At 59.3% G+C, this 15758-nt stretch carries 17 protein-coding genes; 7 read left to right on the plus strand and 10 right to left on the minus strand.

The window, feature by feature from the left end; genetic code table 11:
- The first annotated feature begins 657 nt into the window (after window positions 1-657).
- Both ACR3YK_RS00975 and ACR3YK_RS00980 read left to right on the plus strand, forming a co-directional pair.
- Entirely contained in the window at window positions 658-1317 is a 660-nt protein-coding gene (locus tag ACR3YK_RS00975; RefSeq protein WP_486175398.1) for a hypothetical protein, read from the plus strand.
- A gap of 359 nt (window positions 1318-1676) precedes the next feature.
- A complete protein-coding gene (locus ACR3YK_RS00980; RefSeq protein WP_486175399.1) occupies window positions 1677-2222 on the plus strand; it encodes a recombinase family protein in 546 nt (181 codons plus the stop codon).
- Between the two features lie 469 nt (window positions 2223-2691).
- Here the strand turns inward: ACR3YK_RS00980 and ACR3YK_RS00985 are convergent, their stop codons facing one another.
- The 4 genes from ACR3YK_RS00985 to ACR3YK_RS01000 all read right to left on the minus strand — a co-directional run bounded on the left by ACR3YK_RS00985 (window position 2692) and on the right by ACR3YK_RS01000 (window position 5944).
- Window positions 2692-4203, minus strand: a complete 1512-nt coding sequence (locus tag ACR3YK_RS00985; RefSeq protein WP_486175400.1) for a hypothetical protein — start codon at window positions 4201-4203, stop codon at window positions 2692-2694.
- Window positions 4204-4735: 532 nt separating this feature from the next.
- A complete protein-coding gene (locus tag ACR3YK_RS00990) occupies window positions 4736-5308 on the minus strand; it encodes a hypothetical protein (protein WP_486175401.1) in 573 nt (190 codons plus the stop codon).
- A gap of 82 nt (window positions 5309-5390) precedes the next feature.
- Complete coding sequence (locus tag ACR3YK_RS00995; protein WP_486175402.1) at window positions 5391-5546, minus strand: hypothetical protein; 156 nt, start codon at window positions 5544-5546, stop codon at window positions 5391-5393.
- Window positions 5547-5638: 92 nt separating this feature from the next.
- Window positions 5639-5944 carry a hypothetical protein gene (locus ACR3YK_RS01000; RefSeq protein WP_486175403.1) on the minus strand — a complete coding sequence of 102 codons (306 nt, stop codon included), beginning with the start codon at window positions 5942-5944 and terminating at the stop codon, window positions 5639-5641.
- 366 nt (window positions 5945-6310) lie between these two features.
- Here ACR3YK_RS01000 and ACR3YK_RS01005 point away from each other — a divergent pair, with 366 nt between their 5' ends.
- Window positions 6311-6718 (plus strand): hypothetical protein, encoded by a 408-nt coding sequence (locus ACR3YK_RS01005; protein ID WP_486175404.1) that lies wholly within the window; start codon window positions 6311-6313, stop codon window positions 6716-6718.
- 24 nt (window positions 6719-6742) lie between these two features.
- Here the strand turns inward: ACR3YK_RS01005 and ACR3YK_RS01010 are convergent, their stop codons facing one another.
- A complete protein-coding gene (locus ACR3YK_RS01010; RefSeq protein ID WP_486175405.1) occupies window positions 6743-8158 on the minus strand; it encodes an amidase in 1416 nt (471 codons plus the stop codon).
- Window positions 8159-8288: 130 nt separating this feature from the next.
- On the opposite strand from ACR3YK_RS01010, the gene ACR3YK_RS01015 reads away from it, so the two are divergent.
- The 3 genes from ACR3YK_RS01015 to ACR3YK_RS01025 are packed head-to-tail and all read left to right on the plus strand — an operon-like array spanning window position 8289 to window position 10302.
- Window positions 8289-8648: a GntR family transcriptional regulator gene (locus tag ACR3YK_RS01015; protein ID WP_197126406.1), complete on the plus strand. Its 360-nt coding sequence runs from the start codon at window positions 8289-8291 to the stop codon at window positions 8646-8648.
- Window positions 8645-9535: an ABC transporter ATP-binding protein gene (locus ACR3YK_RS01020; RefSeq protein WP_486175406.1), complete on the plus strand. Its 891-nt coding sequence runs from the start codon at window positions 8645-8647 to the stop codon at window positions 9533-9535. The genes ACR3YK_RS01015 and ACR3YK_RS01020 overlap by 4 nt, the downstream gene beginning before the upstream one ends.
- On the plus strand, window positions 9532-10302 hold the full coding sequence (locus ACR3YK_RS01025) for an ABC transporter permease (protein ID WP_486175407.1): 771 nt from the start codon (window positions 9532-9534) through the stop codon (window positions 10300-10302). Before ACR3YK_RS01020 ends, ACR3YK_RS01025 begins: the two co-directional genes overlap by 4 nt.
- 369 nt (window positions 10303-10671) lie before the next feature.
- Here the strand turns inward: ACR3YK_RS01025 and ACR3YK_RS01030 are convergent, their stop codons facing one another.
- The 4 genes from ACR3YK_RS01030 to ACR3YK_RS01045 form a co-directional block, all read right to left on the minus strand.
- Entirely contained in the window at window positions 10672-11520 is an 849-nt protein-coding gene (locus ACR3YK_RS01030) for a nucleotidyl transferase AbiEii/AbiGii toxin family protein (protein ID WP_486175408.1), read from the minus strand.
- Window positions 11517-12074, minus strand: a complete 558-nt coding sequence (locus tag ACR3YK_RS01035; protein ID WP_486175409.1) for a type IV toxin-antitoxin system AbiEi family antitoxin domain-containing protein — start codon at window positions 12072-12074, stop codon at window positions 11517-11519. Before ACR3YK_RS01035 ends, ACR3YK_RS01030 begins: the two co-directional genes overlap by 4 nt.
- Before the next feature lie 88 nt (window positions 12075-12162).
- Window positions 12163-12669 carry a GNAT family N-acetyltransferase gene (locus tag ACR3YK_RS01040; RefSeq protein WP_486175410.1) on the minus strand — a complete coding sequence of 169 codons (507 nt, stop codon included), beginning with the start codon at window positions 12667-12669 and terminating at the stop codon, window positions 12163-12165.
- A gap of 77 nt (window positions 12670-12746) precedes the next feature.
- Window positions 12747-13427 carry a uracil-DNA glycosylase gene (locus ACR3YK_RS01045; RefSeq protein ID WP_486175411.1) on the minus strand — a complete coding sequence of 227 codons (681 nt, stop codon included), beginning with the start codon at window positions 13425-13427 and terminating at the stop codon, window positions 12747-12749.
- Window positions 13428-13471: 44 nt separating this feature from the next.
- Here ACR3YK_RS01045 and ACR3YK_RS01050 point away from each other — a divergent pair, with 44 nt between their 5' ends.
- Window positions 13472-14983: an MFS transporter gene (locus ACR3YK_RS01050; RefSeq protein ID WP_486175412.1), complete on the plus strand. Its 1512-nt coding sequence runs from the start codon at window positions 13472-13474 to the stop codon at window positions 14981-14983.
- Here the strand turns inward: ACR3YK_RS01050 and ACR3YK_RS01055 are convergent.
- A complete protein-coding gene (locus ACR3YK_RS01055) occupies window positions 14980-15753 on the minus strand; it encodes an SDR family oxidoreductase (RefSeq protein WP_486175413.1) in 774 nt (257 codons plus the stop codon). The genes ACR3YK_RS01050 and ACR3YK_RS01055 overlap by 4 nt on opposite strands.
- Window positions 15754-15758: the final 5 nt, after the last annotated feature.

Here is a 15758-nt window from a genome sequence, read left to right on the forward strand (position 1 = left end):
CGAAGCCTCCGACTGACCCGAGCGTTCCAAAATTGGTTCTCGAATTTCGGGACAAGTAGTTCATGTTGTCATCAGCAGCTAAGCGCGCGATCGCTGACACAGAGAGCAAAGTGGATCGACCCCTCCTTTGCCGATCAGCTCAGCCGCTTGAGGTCGGGTAGAAGTGCGATCATCAGGGGTTCCACAAACGATGCGCTGTTCTTCTCGGCTTTGTGGCGAGCTGATCAGATACTGCCCAACAGAGGCATGACAACAGATGCCAAAAACCCAACAACGACAAACAGAGTCAACAAAACGGTTAAGAAAATGCTCAAGAAGTAACCCAAATCTGCGGGCCAAGACCGCGCGCCGGTTGCGCGCGCACGGAGTCGAGCTTCGACTGCCACAAAGATCGCAAGCGGTGGCAAGAAGAGAGACAGAGCTATTGCGATATAACCCAAAAAATCTGGACTCAAACTCGAGTGAATTGACTTCAACTGATTGTTCGACATGATCTCTCCTTCTAGAAGTTATGGAGGCGATGCCTGCCAAGATATTCCACGGTAAAGACACTTTACTTGAAAAAATCCTCAAATAGTGATTTGCTCCCAAGGAATGAAAGTTAAGCAATCTTCATCGATTGCAACAATTGTCTACAAACCAAAGAGGAGTAGTTCAATGAATAAGTATTTGAAAACCATATTGGCAACGGGGGCGGTCGGAATTCTCGCCGTCATTGGCGTCGCGCCCGCGCAAGCGAGCAGTGCGTCTCTCGCTCAGCGGACAACAGAATGCTCAGACACTCAGGTTTCCACAGTCAAACAGGCGAGCTCAATCAAAGAAATGGCAATGATCGGAACGGCTGTTCGTGCTACCTCCGCCAGCAATGACTGTGCTTTGGACCAGAGCGTGCTCGTGCTTGGCCCAGAGGAGGTCGCGACGACTGCGATGATCAAAGCTGATCCGAGTCTCACCTCGTCCCAGAAGGCTGAACTATTAGCAGCTGCGGCCGCGGGCAGCGTCCAATCCAAGAAATACAATCAATTTACTACGGGCGGCCTCTATACAGTCACGCAGAATGGTCGCTTTTACTACAACGGGTCGAAAGTTTGGGTAAAAACAACATACTTGGGGTACACCGGATCACAAGATTGCTTTATTAATTACTCCACTGTCTCTCTGACGAATTTTGCCTGTACAGAATCCGGAAGCACTGCCGTCCGGTACATGCGATTCGGATGGACCGTTGGCGTTGGCACCGGCTCTTATGGAGTGTCAATGACCGCGAACCTCTACAAGAACGGCACCGCGACAGGATTCGCCGTCACCACCGGGTAGGTCCTGCGAGAGGAAGCAGCTGGGCAACTCCTCGCCTGTGTCTACCAAACGGACAGACGCCAGCTAATCGCTACACAGGTCGAGCAGTACCCAGCGACTCGGACAAATTTGCGGACGGGGACGTGAGGGGCACAACCCCTCACGTCCCTATCTATAGCTCATATCCTTCTCCGCATCCCGCCCAGCCGCTAGGGATCTCGACCAGCACGATGTAGATATGAGGTACACCCTAAACAGACGTCAAGGTGAGCCGCCACTCCCCCAGCAACTACGTGTCAACTTGAGGTATCCAACGCCTTTTCTTGACACACTGCCAACATGGTCTTAGAGTTCCCTTGACACCATCGAGGCGGGGAAAAGTGACTCAAACATTCGGATATATCAGAGTCAGCACCTTGGACCAGAACTCCACCCGGCAACTAGACGGCGAGATTCTCGACCGCGTCTTCACGGACAAAGCATCCGGCAAAGATCAGAACCGCCCGGAGCTGGCAAAGCTCATCGACTTTGCTCGAGACGGTGACACTGTATTGGTCCACTCGATGGATCGTTTGGCGCGCAACCTCGACGACCTCCGAGCGATCGTTCGGCAGCTGACCGACAAGAAGGTGCAGGTTCGGTTCGTGAAAGAAAACCTGACCTTCACCGGAGACGACACCGCGATGGCGACCTTTCTGCTCTCCGTGATGGGGGCGTTCGCTGAATTCGAGCGGGCTCTCATTCGTGAACGGCAGCGCGAAGGGATTGCCCTGGCCAAAAAGGCCGGCGTCTACAAAGGCCGCGGCAAAGCACTCAATGACGAACAGGCAGCGGAAGTCGCGAGGCGTGCGGCCGCCGGCGAAGCGAAAGCAGCACTCGCCCGCGAGTTCGGCGTTAGCCGTCAAACGATTTACGAATACCTTTAGCCAGGTCCCGTTTAGGGAACCCTTGCGAGATTTCGTTCCGGACACGCCTTACGGGATTCCTAAAGGACTAAGGAACGCTAGGACCCTAGGTCTGATCTCGGGCAGGAATGATCCCGTCTACGGAACGTCTAACGGGACACGGCAAGAGCTGCCGTAAGCGCCGGATTCTCTATCTGTGAGGATGCCATCGAAGACATCGCATACTCACTCGCCGGATCGCATTCGCGGTGCCGTTCAAGGATCGCTTACGGCACACGAGATGCCGAAGCAGCCTCACCACGAGGTTACTTAGAGTGTCTCGCAACCGACCTATAGCACTCAGATTCAAGCGTCAGGTTTCGCTACATAGTTGCGAGACTCGCCGTGTGCCGCAGCGCCGAAGAAGTGCGCTATCCGCCAATCCCCGTTTCCGCCGCGGGATGAGACGCTCCGCATCCATAGAGATACGAGACGAGTGTCGGGTGGTGGGTTATGGCTCGAAGATCAATCCTCGGTTGCGACGTTTGGATCGCGTCTCCCAGCCAAGAAAGTCCATTCCAACCGTTGCGCGCTGAGCGCTGAGTTCCGCAACGTCGAGAAGCCAAACGTTGAAGCGTCTCGAGCCTTGATCCGGAATCGTTTCGCTCTCGACTAATATGTGGGCGAATCGGAGGTGCTGAAGCTTGTCGACTTGTCTAGATAGCACAAGATCGTCCGCTGCGACTAGGAAGTACGCGCTCTTCTTTGCCCGACAGAATTCCGTGATTTTCTGCACCAGATTACCGAGCTCGTCGGCTTCGGCGGGTTCGTCTCGCTGCAAATCTTTGCGTTTGGAGGGCGCAAGGGTGCCAGCTCCCTTATTTACGTCTTCGACGCTCACTCGATGCGAACCAGTCTTTTCTGAGACACCGCGGTTCCGCGCTTCGAGGATCGCAGCTGAAGCGATTCGCAGATAATCTCGGGCGACTCCTCCCGCTGCGAGGACTAAACGTTTGCGTGCGTCCGGCGTGAAAAGCTCTGTCAGATTCACGTCGCTCGACTCGCATAAATTCTGGAGGATCTTCTCTAGGAACTTACTGGTCGATTCAAAATGTCGCATCCCACGATCCAGAGCAATCTCGTGGGCGTCGTGGCCTGACTGCATTCCGCGAGGGGGATCCCCGTCAACGAAAGGCTCCGTTGAATAGCGAATGCTTCCAATCTTGAGCCAGATGTTCGTGTCCTTCACCAAGCGATGCATGTACCCGATGACGAGGGCCTGATCCGCTCTGCGGATTTGATACAAGTCATCGATGAATATGATGCCTCCACCGAGGAGCTCGGACACTTCGAGCAACGTGCGGCGCAAGTCGACTAGCGCGCGTTCGAGATATTGATCTTTTGTCCCTTCCACCACCTCCTTGGATTGCTGCCCTGTAGTTTTGGAGGATTCGGCAGAGGCACTCAGGTCTAAATGCGGAAGGCTTGCTGCCACTCGACCTCCACGCTGCTTTGTTTTCGAATCAGTCTGCGTCCACTCGATCTTGCGATCAATCGGCGCAAACTTCAAGCGTTGCAGTTCTGCTGTCATTTCAGCCAGGTGGTGACGCAGCTGTCCAGTCGTCCCATCGCGTCTTAGAAGTTTCTGGAACAATGACCTGCTCGAAGAGTATGCGTTGTGCTTCTCAGTCACAGTGGCCAACGCCGCTTCGAGAACGAGCACAACGGCGCTTACTAGAACGTCTGGATACTGGAGATTAGAGAAGATCTCTTGATCAACCCAAACGCATAAGCGGCCTTGAGCCAGCGCGTCCTGCTCAAGGTGTCTCAGAAGGCTGGATTTACCCGCACCGCGCTGACCAAAAACAAAATGGTGATAGTCGGCTGACGCAACCTCGGCGCCCGCAACGGCGACATAAGTATCGCTATCCTTTGCGGGGCGCGCCCTTGTGCTTTCTTGCAGCCTAATAATGAGAGAAGTGACCTCGTCACTATCGAACAGCGCTGTCTTCAGTTCTGACACTTCGTCCGCCTCTCAGGTTACTGAAGTGTGACACAAAGCTTTGTTCGAGGGAAACTCGCGTCGGCGCTGAGCGGTGGATCAGCCACATCGTTGTGTCAGGTCTTTGGCCAAGACCTGGTGGAGCTGTCGGAGATGTCCCCGAGAGAGCGAACACCCTTCGAGTAAATAATCCGACCCTTGCTGCGGAGGCTGATGAAGGTTGTCTCCCAACTCGCTTGTCTAGAACGAAAATGGAAACCGACCTGGCGCAATAATTTGCTAGAGCGCGCTACAAATCGTCATACGAGGGTCCTGAGCCCGAGCCGATGAGACGCCTCGCAACCCATCCGACACAAGACGCTGACTACTCGCCGGTAGTTGCCGCAACCACCAGGTCGATGTGCAAACAGCGATCACAGAACGCCGTCACGAAGCGTCGGAAGTCACAGCGGAAGCCAGATGATCCCTGAGGAAAGTAGCCCGTCGCACGAGTCCCGTTCACGGATCGGCTTACGGCACGCGGTTCTATCTTTCATCAACGGTCACACGACCACTATCGGAAGTCCTGCGAATAACGTTCCCGTGCGGGCTTCCCCTTTAAGAAGATGCTGGCGAACCAGATGAATAGATAGAAAGGCAAAATTACGAGATTTATCAATGCGGAGAATAGATGCATCAGAATGACTTCAAACCCATGGTCAACAATGAACTTAATTGCAAGGCCGAGGGCAATGACCAGCGTAATCCAGAAGAGTGCCCAGTGGAGCCCGACGATTTGCACCAAGACGAGGGCAATGGCCAGCGTCGGCGTCACCGGTCGCTCCAAAACCACATCCAACTGTTGCGGGCCAAAAACCAGCACGAGGGCTGCGACGCACACTACGACCGTAACGATGAAAGATAGAAAGTCCTCCCTCTGTACCAACCAGTTTTTAGCGTCGACGAGAGCGTCATTCGCCCAACCGGGCAAGCCCAGCCACGTCACAAGCCGCAAGAAAACTTCATATGCGGTGCTGTCGGAGAACAAGCCGCAAAAATACAAAAACGCGAAGAAACTACCTATCGCTGTCCACGCTTCGCTGGCCAAATTCCCCCGAAACATCGAGCGTAAATCAATAGAAAACACTGGCTAAATTCCTCTCATTTTCGGGGTGGGTGTGCCCATTCTCGTCCATAGCTACTGACATCGGACTACCTTTCTAGATCCTTTAGTTCCTGGTCATCATGCGGAATACCTCGAGTGCTGCCGCGTGGATGTCGCCGTGGTGTGCGTGGATCTCGCGCTCGAACGTGTCGATCGCTTTTTGCAGGTTCTCTTGCTCGGGGCTGACGGGCTCGGGTCCGAATTTTTCTAACGTGTCCATTGGGTTCCTTTCGGCAGTTACTTAGCGGGCGATGTGGCTGATCGCGGGCGAGTCAGCGCGTCGTGCTTGCTCGGTGATCCAGCGCGCGACTTCTACGGATCGAGCGTCGAGGTGAAGTCCTGACGCGATTGTGGTGGTACCACCGGCGATGTCGAAGCACTACTGGAGGTCGTCGTCTTCGGGGTCGATGGAGACGGTGTCGCGGGGGGGGCTACGTTTCCGCGGGTGCCGAGGTCGATTTGGAGGGCGAATCTTCCGCCCATCTCTGCCTCGAGCGTCGCGGCGAATGGCAGGTACGCCTCGACTGCTCGCACTGCGTTGTCCACGGCCACGATCCGACGTTCGCTGCTGTCCATCTGTAGGGTTCCCATCTCTGACTCTTCTCTCTCTGCCACCATTTGTTTTGCCTGTCTGGCGAGTGAATCAAGTAGCGGGTGCCGGGAAGAGCGCAATGGAAGGTGGAATACCGGACTGAGCGCAGTGAAGAAGAATATGCCGCGAAAGCCATTCCGCTCGGAGGAAACAGACGCGCACGATTCTCGCCCCAGACAGGCATCACAATGCCGAAAGAAAAGAACGAAGAGTTAGCGGCTCATGGAGTGAGTGATTGAAGTGTCAAAAACATGACTCGAGGGACGGCTTCCGCCACCCCAATCACGAAGCCCTATCGGCGGACTCCAAACCGCAACTTCACGGCCGCCGCGACAGCACGACGCGCGGCTCTGAGAAACCTAAGTATTTATTTCGTTCTGCAATGATCGAGTATGACCAACAGTCGTGAAACCCCACTCGATCAGCGATCACGAGTGCTGAAATCGGCGGCGATTTCGTTGGCAATATTGGGAATCATGTGGCTGGTCGCGCTCGTCATTTACGCAAGCCTGTCGGATAGAAACAGCTACTCCGCGTGCGCAGACTACGTTCCGTCGAGCATGTCTTCGTCGGATTACGTGGTTCAGACCACGTCGCGGGTAACGGTTGTGCCGCTCGTGCTCGAGTGCTCGTTCTACGCCGAGGCACCATCCGACGAGCCTGACTACGTCGTGGTCGAAAAGGATCTCGGTACGGCCTGGTGGTTGGGAGCGTCGGCAAGTTTCTTGGCCGCATCTGCGCTGGCGTGGATGGCTAGTCGCCGCAAGCCCGCAGACTCAAGCGATGGACCCGGAGAGTAAGACCGAAAACGCGCGCGTGAGCGACTAAGCCCCAAACGCCGCCGGATGCCGCGAGCCCCACTGAAAGCGGCGCTCGAGTTGCGCACCAATCGCGAGCAACACATCCTCGCGACCGGGGCGGCCAATCAGCTGCACGCCCATCGGCAGTCCTTCCGCAGTTTCGTGCACGGGGAGGCTGATCGCGGGCAGGCCTGAGACGTTGACGAAGCTTGTCCACGGCGTGTACTGCACTTGCTTCGCAAAGTTCTCGAAGGCATCCTCGGCGTGAAACCAGCCGAGCGGGCGTGGGGTCATCGCCATCGCCGGCGTCAGCACGGCATCGTAGGTCGAGAATTGGCGGATGACGCTGCGCTCGAACCGAGACAGGGTCGCGATGGCGACGCCCACGTCGCGCGCGCTCATCCGACGTCCGCTTTCGATGAGCCATTTCGTGAGGGGTTCCACGAGCTCCAGTTGATCGCCATCGAGCGGGATTCCGGCGGCTCCTGCTTGCCACAGCACCGTGAAGGCTTCGGCGTATTCGGGTGAGGGTTCGAGCGCGAAGTCTTCACTGCCGTGGCCGAGCTGGTCGAGCGCGGTGCGAGCGAGAGTGAGAGCATCCTGCGCTTCGGGCGAGACGCTGATCTCGTAGGTGTCATCCCACGGCGAGGTTGTCATGACGCCGATGCTGAAGGTGCCCTCGCCGCGGATCGCGGCGTTGAGGAAGGCGCCGCCGTCCCACGAGGGTGGGCCGACCGAGAACGGCGAAGGGCCGGCGATGCCATCAAGAAGCAAGGCAGCATCCGCCACCGTGCGAGCGAGCGGCCCGGTCACCGGAAGCTGGCCGAGGCTGCCGAAGCCGCTGCCCGCGGGCACGCGACCGCGCGAGGGCTTGAGGCCGACAAGTCCGGTCGCGGCGGCGGGGATGCGAATCGAGCCACCGCCGTCCGAGCCGGGCGCGAACGGCAAGAGCCCCGCAGAAACGGCGACTGCCGCCCCCCCGCTGCTGCCGCCGGAGCCCAGCGAGGTGTCCCAGGGGTTCACGGCCGGGGCATCCGAAAGCGGTTCGGTGTAGGCGGGGAGGCCGAATTCAGGGGTCGCCGTTTTGCCGAGGCTGATCGCGCCGGCAGCATCGAGAACGTCGGCGATTTCATCCGACACCTCGGGCACGAAGTCAGCAAAGGCGCGCGATCCGTAGGCGGTGCGCACTCCGGCGCGGGCCCACAAGTCTTTTTCGCCCGAGGGTAGGCCCCAGAGGGCGGCGGCACGGGAGCCAGAGGCCTCGAGCTCCGCAGCACGCTGGCGCGCAGCATCCGGAGTCACGACCGTAAAGGCGCCCAACTCAGGGTTCAGCCGTTCGATGCGATCGAGGTAGCACTCCACGAGTTCGCTGGGCTTCAGCTCGCCCGATCGCAAGAGATGGAGCTGCTCAAGGGCAGTGAGGCGATGAAGTTCTGACACGGATTCAGCCTAAGGGGGTTGACAACGACCCGCCATGCTGGTTGGTTAGTTACATCACCAACTAACCAACTAGCCGCCGCAGCAGCGCAGCACCGCTAGATCACCACCCGCACTCAGAAAGGAGGCTCAGATGGATGACTCTCGCCCCATCTTCGCGCAGGTCGCCGAGAACATTGAGAACGACATCATCTCCGGCGCACTGCCCGAAGAAGGCCAGGCTCCCTCGATCAATGAGTTCGCAGCCTTCTACCGCATCAACCCCGCGACCGCCCTCAAGGGCGTGAACGTGCTCGTCGATGCCGGAATTCTCTACAAGAAACGAGGAATCGGAATGTTCGTCGCCACCGGCGCTCAAGAACAACTCAAAGGTGCCCGCCGCGACAGCTTCAGCAGCGAGTACGTTCGCCCCCTCTTGGCCGAAGCAGAAAAGCTCGGCATCGACTCCGCCCAACTCACCCAGATGATCGCCAAGGAGGCGAATAACTCATGACCTCCACCATCGAGGTAACAAACCTCAGCAAGCACTTCGGCAAAGTGAACGCCGTCAACGACGTGAGCTTCACGGTCGCCGAGAACAAAATCTACGGCCTGCTCGGGCGCAACGGCGCCGGCAAGACGACGCTCATGCAACTGCTCACCGGCCAAGAATTCGCCTCGAGCGGCACCATCTCGCTGTTCGGACAAACTCCGGTCGAGAACGCCAAGGTTCTGCAGAACACCTGCTTCATCAAAGAGAGCCAGCGCTACCCCGAAGACTTCCGCCCCAAAGACGTCTTCAAGACCGCGCCGTGGTTCTTCGCCAACTGGGACCAAGAGTTCGCCGATCGCCTCATCGCCGACTTCCGCCTCCCCCTCGATCGCCGCATCAAGAAGCTTTCGCGCGGCCAGCTTTCCTCCATCGGCGTCATCGTCGGCCTCGCCTCTCGCGCACCGCTCACCTTCTTCGATGAGCCCTACCTGGGGTTGGATGCCGTGGCTCGCCAAATCTTCTATGACCGCCTTCTGGAGGACTACGCCGCCCACCCGCGCACCGTGATCCTCTCCACTCACCTCATTGACGAGGTCAGCAACCTGCTCGAACACGTTCTCGTGATCGACGAGGGCAAGCTCCTCATCAACGAGGATGCCGAAACTCTCCGCAATCGTGCCACCAACGTTGTCGGCATGAAGACCGCCGTCGAGGCGTTCATCGGCAACCGGGAAGTTTTGCACCGCGACGGCATCGGCGGGCTCAGCTCCGTGACCGTTGCCGGGCTCAGCGAAAGCGAGCGCCGCGACGCGCACGCTGCCGGGCTGGAACTGTCACCGGTGTCGTTGCAGCAGCTCATCATCCAACTCACCCGCACCGAGACCAAGGAATTCGAGGCCAGCGCATGACCACCACAACAACGGCTCTCGCCCATCCGGCAAGCCCCCTGAAGCGCATCACGAGTGTGGCCAAGCTGCACTTCGCCAACCCGTGGACGACCCTCGGCTTGCCGTGGATCATTCTCGGCGTGATCTTTGTGGGCATGCTCACCATCTGGTGGCTGATCTACTCGGCGATCGATCCTGCCGACCGCGCTGGCGCACTAGAAGGTACCCAGTTCTCCGGATCGAGCTTCTTCATCTACATCTACATGATGGTCGTGGCGATCCAGGCGATCAGCATTACGTTCCCGTTTGCTCTCGGCTACGGCGTCACGCGGCGCGACTACTACCTCGGAAGCGCGCTTACATTCGTGGTGCTCGCCGTGATCTACACCGCCGGGCTCACGATTATTTCGGCCGCCGAAACGATGACTGGCGGCTGGGGAATGGGCGTCACCATTTTTGCGCCCGTCTACTTCGGGGCGGGCATCGCGGAACGCATCTTCGTGCAGTTCGTGGCGTTCCTGTTCTTCCTCTTCTTCGGATCAGCGATTGCCGCTGTCTGGGTGCGGTGGAAGGCTACCGGCGTGACGATGTTCTTCATTGTCGTTGCGGCGCTGCTCGTGGGCTTGATTGCGCTGGCGACTTTCACCGATTCCTGGTCGGCAGTGGGCGCCACGTTGGTCGACCTCGGCGTGCTCGGCGTCGCCGCCTGGAGCCTCCTACTCACCGCGATCAGCGCCGTGGCCGGGTTCACGCTGCTACGGCGCGCAACTCCGCGCAACGCGGCCTAGTCAAGAACAAACGACACATTCACAATCGAATACTTCTTTCAGACCGGATGCCCGGCTCTCCGTCGCGGAGGATCGGGCATCCGGCGTTAATGACCTCGCAAGCAGCCACGAGGGTGCCACGCTGGTCAGGCGTGCCTGAAAGAGAAAACCACCCAAACCTGGGATGGCCTCTCGGCTGTGCAACAAACCTCCGATAGTTCCGGCACCGCCACCCTGCCTAGGGATGCTGGCGGGCCGGTCGCACTGCAAACCACTTCTGCCGGTGACCTCGACAGTGCTTCTACTGACCGCCGACTCATTGATGGCTATGCGGAGTATCGCCATGTTCACGAGCTAGGAGCCTCAGCCAGCAGCGAATGCAGCGCCTGATCATTCAGAACCTTGTACGAAGATTGGGTCGAGGATAGCAGCGACTTGTGCAATCTGATCGTCCAATTTTTCCGCGCAGACGTCTTCTAAACGTTCCTTCTTGCGCCATGCTGCCCACTTTGGTTGGCTCAATGCACCATATCCTTGGAGAATCGGGGCGATCGGTGACAAACTCACTCCCCGGTAGGCGGCCACTGCGCGCACTGCTTCTAGGAGCTTTGCAGCGTCGAGACCGGCGCCGCTGAGCGTAGCGATGTCAACGTAATCCCGCCAGCGAGTGCTCGTAATGCCCCTCTCTAGAATCGTGACGCCTTTCTCGGCGACAGTCGACTCCGGCGCGTATCCGACCAGCGTGATGGGGTCTCCGAGAATTCGCTCCAACGTGACCTCACGCGGAGCCGGGACGATGGGATCGCCAGCGGATACGTCCCATGCCACAACTCCCCGCCAGCTACTCACTTCTACCTGTACACGAACGCGCACGCCGGGATACTCAGCATCGTCTCGAATTTCTGCAATGCTGAGCGTATCGAGCAGAAACTCAACCCCGTCACCTGCATCAACGGCTGCTACGTCGCGCACTATCTGGTTGAGATTTTCTGGAGTGACATCCGCCGCTATAGCGTTTGAGTCTGCATCTTTGGTCGGGCGGCGAACCCCATACGCCCCGAGCAGCAATCCCCCTTTGAGCACGAAGTCGCGTGCGTGCACGGTGCGGTTGAGCCGGTCGAGGAACGACTCCAGCGAGTGACGAATTAGGTACTCCTGTGTGGGCGCAGGAGAACCGTCCACAGCAGCGCTCGCGCGCGCAGCTGCTTGGACCCGTCGAAAGACTTCATCGCCATTCACGAGAGAGCTTCCAAAGCGGCTAGGACTGGGGTCTTGGTGCGCGGCAGCTGCGCGGCAGCCTGCACAAGCTTGGCTGGCTTACCGCCGCGGCGAAGCCACTCCTTGAGCGCCTCCCGAGGAATTTCATAGCCAGTCATTGCTCGCAGACGGAAACAATCTGCAATGGTGCGCTCAGGTGTGTAGATACCAATGGTGTGGGAGCTTCCCGTGATTGGAATTTCGTCGCGTTCGATGCTGAAGCTCGCTTTGTCGAACCGGTGCCAACGGATGGCCCCGTCGGCGACCGGCGCGCGCGCGCCCCGGGGAATGGCGACATCAAGCTCAGTGGGGATGGCGTCAGTAAGGTCATAGTATGCGAGGGCGGAGACGAGACAAATTGTAGCTTCAGGACGCCGCACTGAAGCTTCAATCTGGTCCCAGTCTGCCGCGGGCGAACCGCCGGGGAGGTAGAGACCCCGGGCGATCCGCTCCCACTTCCCCGCGTGTGCATCGCGGTAGAGACCGCTCCGGTTTGTCGCAGCGCTCTCAGCAGATTTCGGCCTGACTACTTTCATCGCCTCTCCTCTACGAAATGAAACGTACACAGCTAACCTTAACTGGCTACGTTTCGTTTCGCCACAAAGGGCCAAACCTGTGTCAGAGCTACGCGTCGAGCGACTTCTGCAGCAGGTACGTGCCGACCCAGCGGTCGAACTTGAAACCGACGCGCGTGAGGTGCCCGATGGATTCGAAGCCCAGCTTCTGGTGAAGGTGCACGGAAGCCTCGGTGCCCTCATCCGAGATCACGGCAATGACTTCGCGGATGCCTATCTGCCGTCCACGCTCAAGCAGTTCGGTGAGCAGAGCGCCACCCACGCCCTGACCGGTGGCAGCGGGAGACAGATAGATCGAGCCTTCGACGGTGTGCTTGTAGGCGGCCTTGGGGCGCCACGGGAACATGGCGGCGTAACCGAGCACGCGCTCTTTTTCGTCGACCGCAACGATGAACGGTAGCCCTGACTCTTCCACGGCGACTCGCTTGGCCGTCATGATCTCGGGCGTGACTTCAACGATGTCGAAGGTCACGACGGTCGTGCTCACGTAGTGGCCGTAGATTTCGGCGAGCGCCACATCATCCGCTGCGATGGCGTCTCTGAAGTGGTGTGCCATGGCTGCTCCCGAGGTGTTGTGACAAAGAAGGTAAGTGGTGAAAACTGTCTCGCCCCGAGGGTGACGAGGCTCTTATTTTAGGGGGCAGGTGACGGGTCGATTTGCCAGTCGATGGGCTCAGCGCCCTGCGCCTGGAGCGCCGCGTTCACTCGACTGAATGGCTTCGAACCGAAGAACCCGCGGCGGGCAGAGAGCGGGCTCGGGTGAGCACTCACGATCACCGGCGTATCCCCCAGCAACGGGGCGACGGATGCCGCATCCTTGCCCCACAACACGGCAACGAGTGGCTGCGGCCTCGCCGCGAGCGCCCGAATCGCGTGGGCGGTAATCTCTTCCCAGCCGTGACGACGATGGGAGCCTGTATCCCCCGCCTGTACCGTCAAAACCCTGTTGAGCAACAGCACGCCTTGGCTCTGCCACGCACTCAAATCGGGGTGCGCCGCGGGCGGGATGCCGAGGTCGTCATTCAGTTCCGTGTAAATGTTGGCGAGGCTCCGAGGTAGCGGTCGCACCGCCCGGTCGGCCGAGAACGCGAGCCCCACGGCGTGCCCCGGCGTCGGATACGGGTCTTGGCCGACGATGAGTACTCGCACGTCATCAAGGGGCGCTTCGAACGCCCGCAGCACGGCATCCGGCTTGGGGAGCCAGTCGCGGCCGGCGACGGTCTCGGCGTCAAGAAATGCCTGAACAGCATCCAGTTGTGCCCCTAACGGGTGTAGTGCGCGAGACCACCCGGGGTCGACACTGCTCAAGTCCATGTCACTACGCTAATGCGCGCCCTGTCTACCGATAGCATCCGTTCATGTCATTCCTGCGCGGCAAGTCCGGTGCTATCACCGTGGGCCTCATCGGCTACCTCTTCTTTGTCGAGCTAGTGAGCGGAATCTTGCAGGGGTATTACATCCCCCTCATCCCCGACCTAGTGCAGCATCTGGGCATCCGCGATGCTGACTTCAACTGGTTCGAGGCCGCCCAGCTACTACTGAGTGCCATCGTGGTGCCGATTTTGGCGAAGCTCGGCGACATGCACGGCCACAAGCGCATCCTGCTGATTTCGACCGTGCTGACCGCGGGCGCCACCTGGTGGCTTGCTTTCACGGGTGACTTCACGAGCTTTCTCATTGCGTGGGCCCTGCAGGGCTTCTACGTTGTCTGGCTCCCGCTGGAGGTCGCGCTGATCTTTGACCGCGGACGCACAACGGGCATGGGCGCGTCCCAAACCCGCCGCGCTGCGGGATTCCTCGTCGTCGCTCTCGAAGCCGGCGCCATCATGGGTGCCCTCGGTGGCGGCCGCATTTTCAAAGCCTTCGGCGAGAACGTTCAACAAACTCTGATGATCCCCGCGATTGCCGTGACAATCGTCTTCTTCGTCATCCTGTTCGGTGTCCCCGAATCGAAACCGCTGCCCGGCCGCACCCTCGACTTCTGGGGCTTCGTGCTCCTCACGATCGGCCTGCTGCTGATCACCTCGGGCCTGACGTTCTTGCGCATCAACGGGCCCGGCGCCTGGTGGGTCTACCTCGTCATGCTCGCTGGTGTTGCGACCTTCATCCCGTGGGGTCGTTACGAGTTGCGCCAAAAAGACCCCGCGATCGATCTTCGGATGCTGCGCGACCCGAGCATGTGGCCCATCCAACTCACCGCGGGCCTCGTCGGTATCAGCCTGCTTGGCGCCCAGGCACCGCTCGCGACCTTCGCCGGCACCGACCCGATCAACGGCTACGGGCTCGGCATGGAATCCGATGAGATTTCATACATCATCGGTGCCTACCTCGTATCGATGATCGTCGGCGCGCTTCTCTTCCCGATTCTGTCGAAGTGGAAGAGTCCCCGCGTGGCACTCATCGTGGCCACCTTCTTCGTCGCCGCCGGCTACCTGATGTTCTTACCGTTCCACTCCACGGTGTTGAGCGTCTTCCTCAACATGAGCATCGCGGGCCTCGGCTCGGGTGCCCTCGTTGGCGCGCTGCCCGCCGCAGCCGCTGCGGCTGCCCCGCGCGGCCAGACCGGAATCGCCACGGCGCTGACCAACACCACAAAGACGATCGGTGGCTCGTTCGCCTCGGCAATCTTCGCCATCGTGCTGCTCGCCGGAGCTGCCTCCGCGGTCACCGAAACCGCATCGAGCTTGTTCGGCTACCTGACGGTGTTCACGATCTGCGGTGCTGGCGCTCTTCTCGCAGCCGCGCTCTTGTTCTTGGTACCGAAGCTCGCGTTCGCGGATGTCGTAGACGACTTCGAGGAACTCGAACCGACCGAACCGAGCAACGAAGTTAGCAGCGAAGCGAGCGACGAAGCTACCGTCGCCGACTAGCGCGGCTTAAGTTCGCCTCTGATCATCTTGTGCGGTGCGGCCTGGGCAACAGGCTTCACCGTCACGAGGTCAAGGTTCACGAAGGGCGGCAGCTCAATCGCGTGCACAATCGTCTCCGCGATGTCCTCGGCAACGAGCGGGTCAGGCACGTTTTCATAAACGGTGTCAGCCTTGGCCGCATCACCGCCAAATCGAACGAGAGAGAATTCTTCGGTCTTCACCATGCCGGGCGCAACCTCGATTACACGGATCGGCTCCCCGGCAAGCTCAAGGCGAAGCACAGCCGTGAGTGCGTGCTGAGCAAACTTGGCGGCGTTGTAGCCGCTGCCGCCCTCATACGGCACGGAAGCCGCAATGGAGGTGACCATGAGGATGCTCGCTGTGTCCCCCTCCACGATCGCTTCGCGCAGCAGCGGCAGCAGGGCGCTCGAGACGCGCTTGGTGCCAACGACGTTCACGTCGAACATCCGCAGCCAGTCATCCGCATCGCTCTCTTCTACGCTAGCGACGCCGAGCGCACCACCCGCGTTGTTGATGAGAGCGTGGATGGGGCCGAGCTCACGCAAGAAAGCGGCGAGCGCTTCGACGTCATCCTGTTTCGTCACATCGGCAACGAAGATTTCGATGCCGGTGTCGGCGGCGAGAGCGGCAAGTCGATCAGCGCGACGCGCTACAGCCACCACCTGCCAGCCATGTTTCGCGAACCGTCGCGCGGTCGCTTCGCCAATGCCCGAACTTGCTCCTGTAACTACTACTCGCCGATTCACCATTCTTC

The sequence above is a fragment of the Salinibacterium sp. 10G20-15 genome (assembly GCF_057365065.1).

Coding starts and splice junctions, on each gene's coding strand:
- ACR3YK_RS00975 (WP_486175398.1), top strand. CDS start 658: ATGAATAAGTATTTGAAAACCATATTGGCAACGGGGGCGGTCGGAATT.
- ACR3YK_RS00995 (WP_486175402.1), bottom strand. CDS start 5,546: ATGGACACGTTAGAAAAATTCGGACCCGAGCCCGTCAGCCCCGAGCAA.
- ACR3YK_RS01000 (WP_486175403.1), bottom strand. CDS start 5,944: ATGGTGGCAGAGAGAGAAGAGTCAGAGATGGGAACCCTACAGATGGAC.
- ACR3YK_RS01005 (WP_486175404.1), top strand. CDS start 6,311: ATGACCAACAGTCGTGAAACCCCACTCGATCAGCGATCACGAGTGCTG.
- ACR3YK_RS01015 (WP_197126406.1), top strand. CDS start 8,289: ATGGATGACTCTCGCCCCATCTTCGCGCAGGTCGCCGAGAACATTGAG.
- ACR3YK_RS01020 (WP_486175406.1), top strand. CDS start 8,645: ATGACCTCCACCATCGAGGTAACAAACCTCAGCAAGCACTTCGGCAAA.
- ACR3YK_RS01025 (WP_486175407.1), top strand. CDS start 9,532: ATGACCACCACAACAACGGCTCTCGCCCATCCGGCAAGCCCCCTGAAG.
- ACR3YK_RS01035 (WP_486175409.1), bottom strand. CDS start 12,074: ATGAAAGTAGTCAGGCCGAAATCTGCTGAGAGCGCTGCGACAAACCGG.
- ACR3YK_RS01040 (WP_486175410.1), bottom strand. CDS start 12,669: ATGGCACACCACTTCAGAGACGCCATCGCAGCGGATGATGTGGCGCTC.
- ACR3YK_RS01045 (WP_486175411.1), bottom strand. CDS start 13,427: ATGGACTTGAGCAGTGTCGACCCCGGGTGGTCTCGCGCACTACACCCG.
- ACR3YK_RS01050 (WP_486175412.1), top strand. CDS start 13,472: ATGTCATTCCTGCGCGGCAAGTCCGGTGCTATCACCGTGGGCCTCATC.
- ACR3YK_RS01055 (WP_486175413.1), bottom strand. CDS start 15,753: ATGGTGAATCGGCGAGTAGTAGTTACAGGAGCAAGTTCGGGCATTGGC.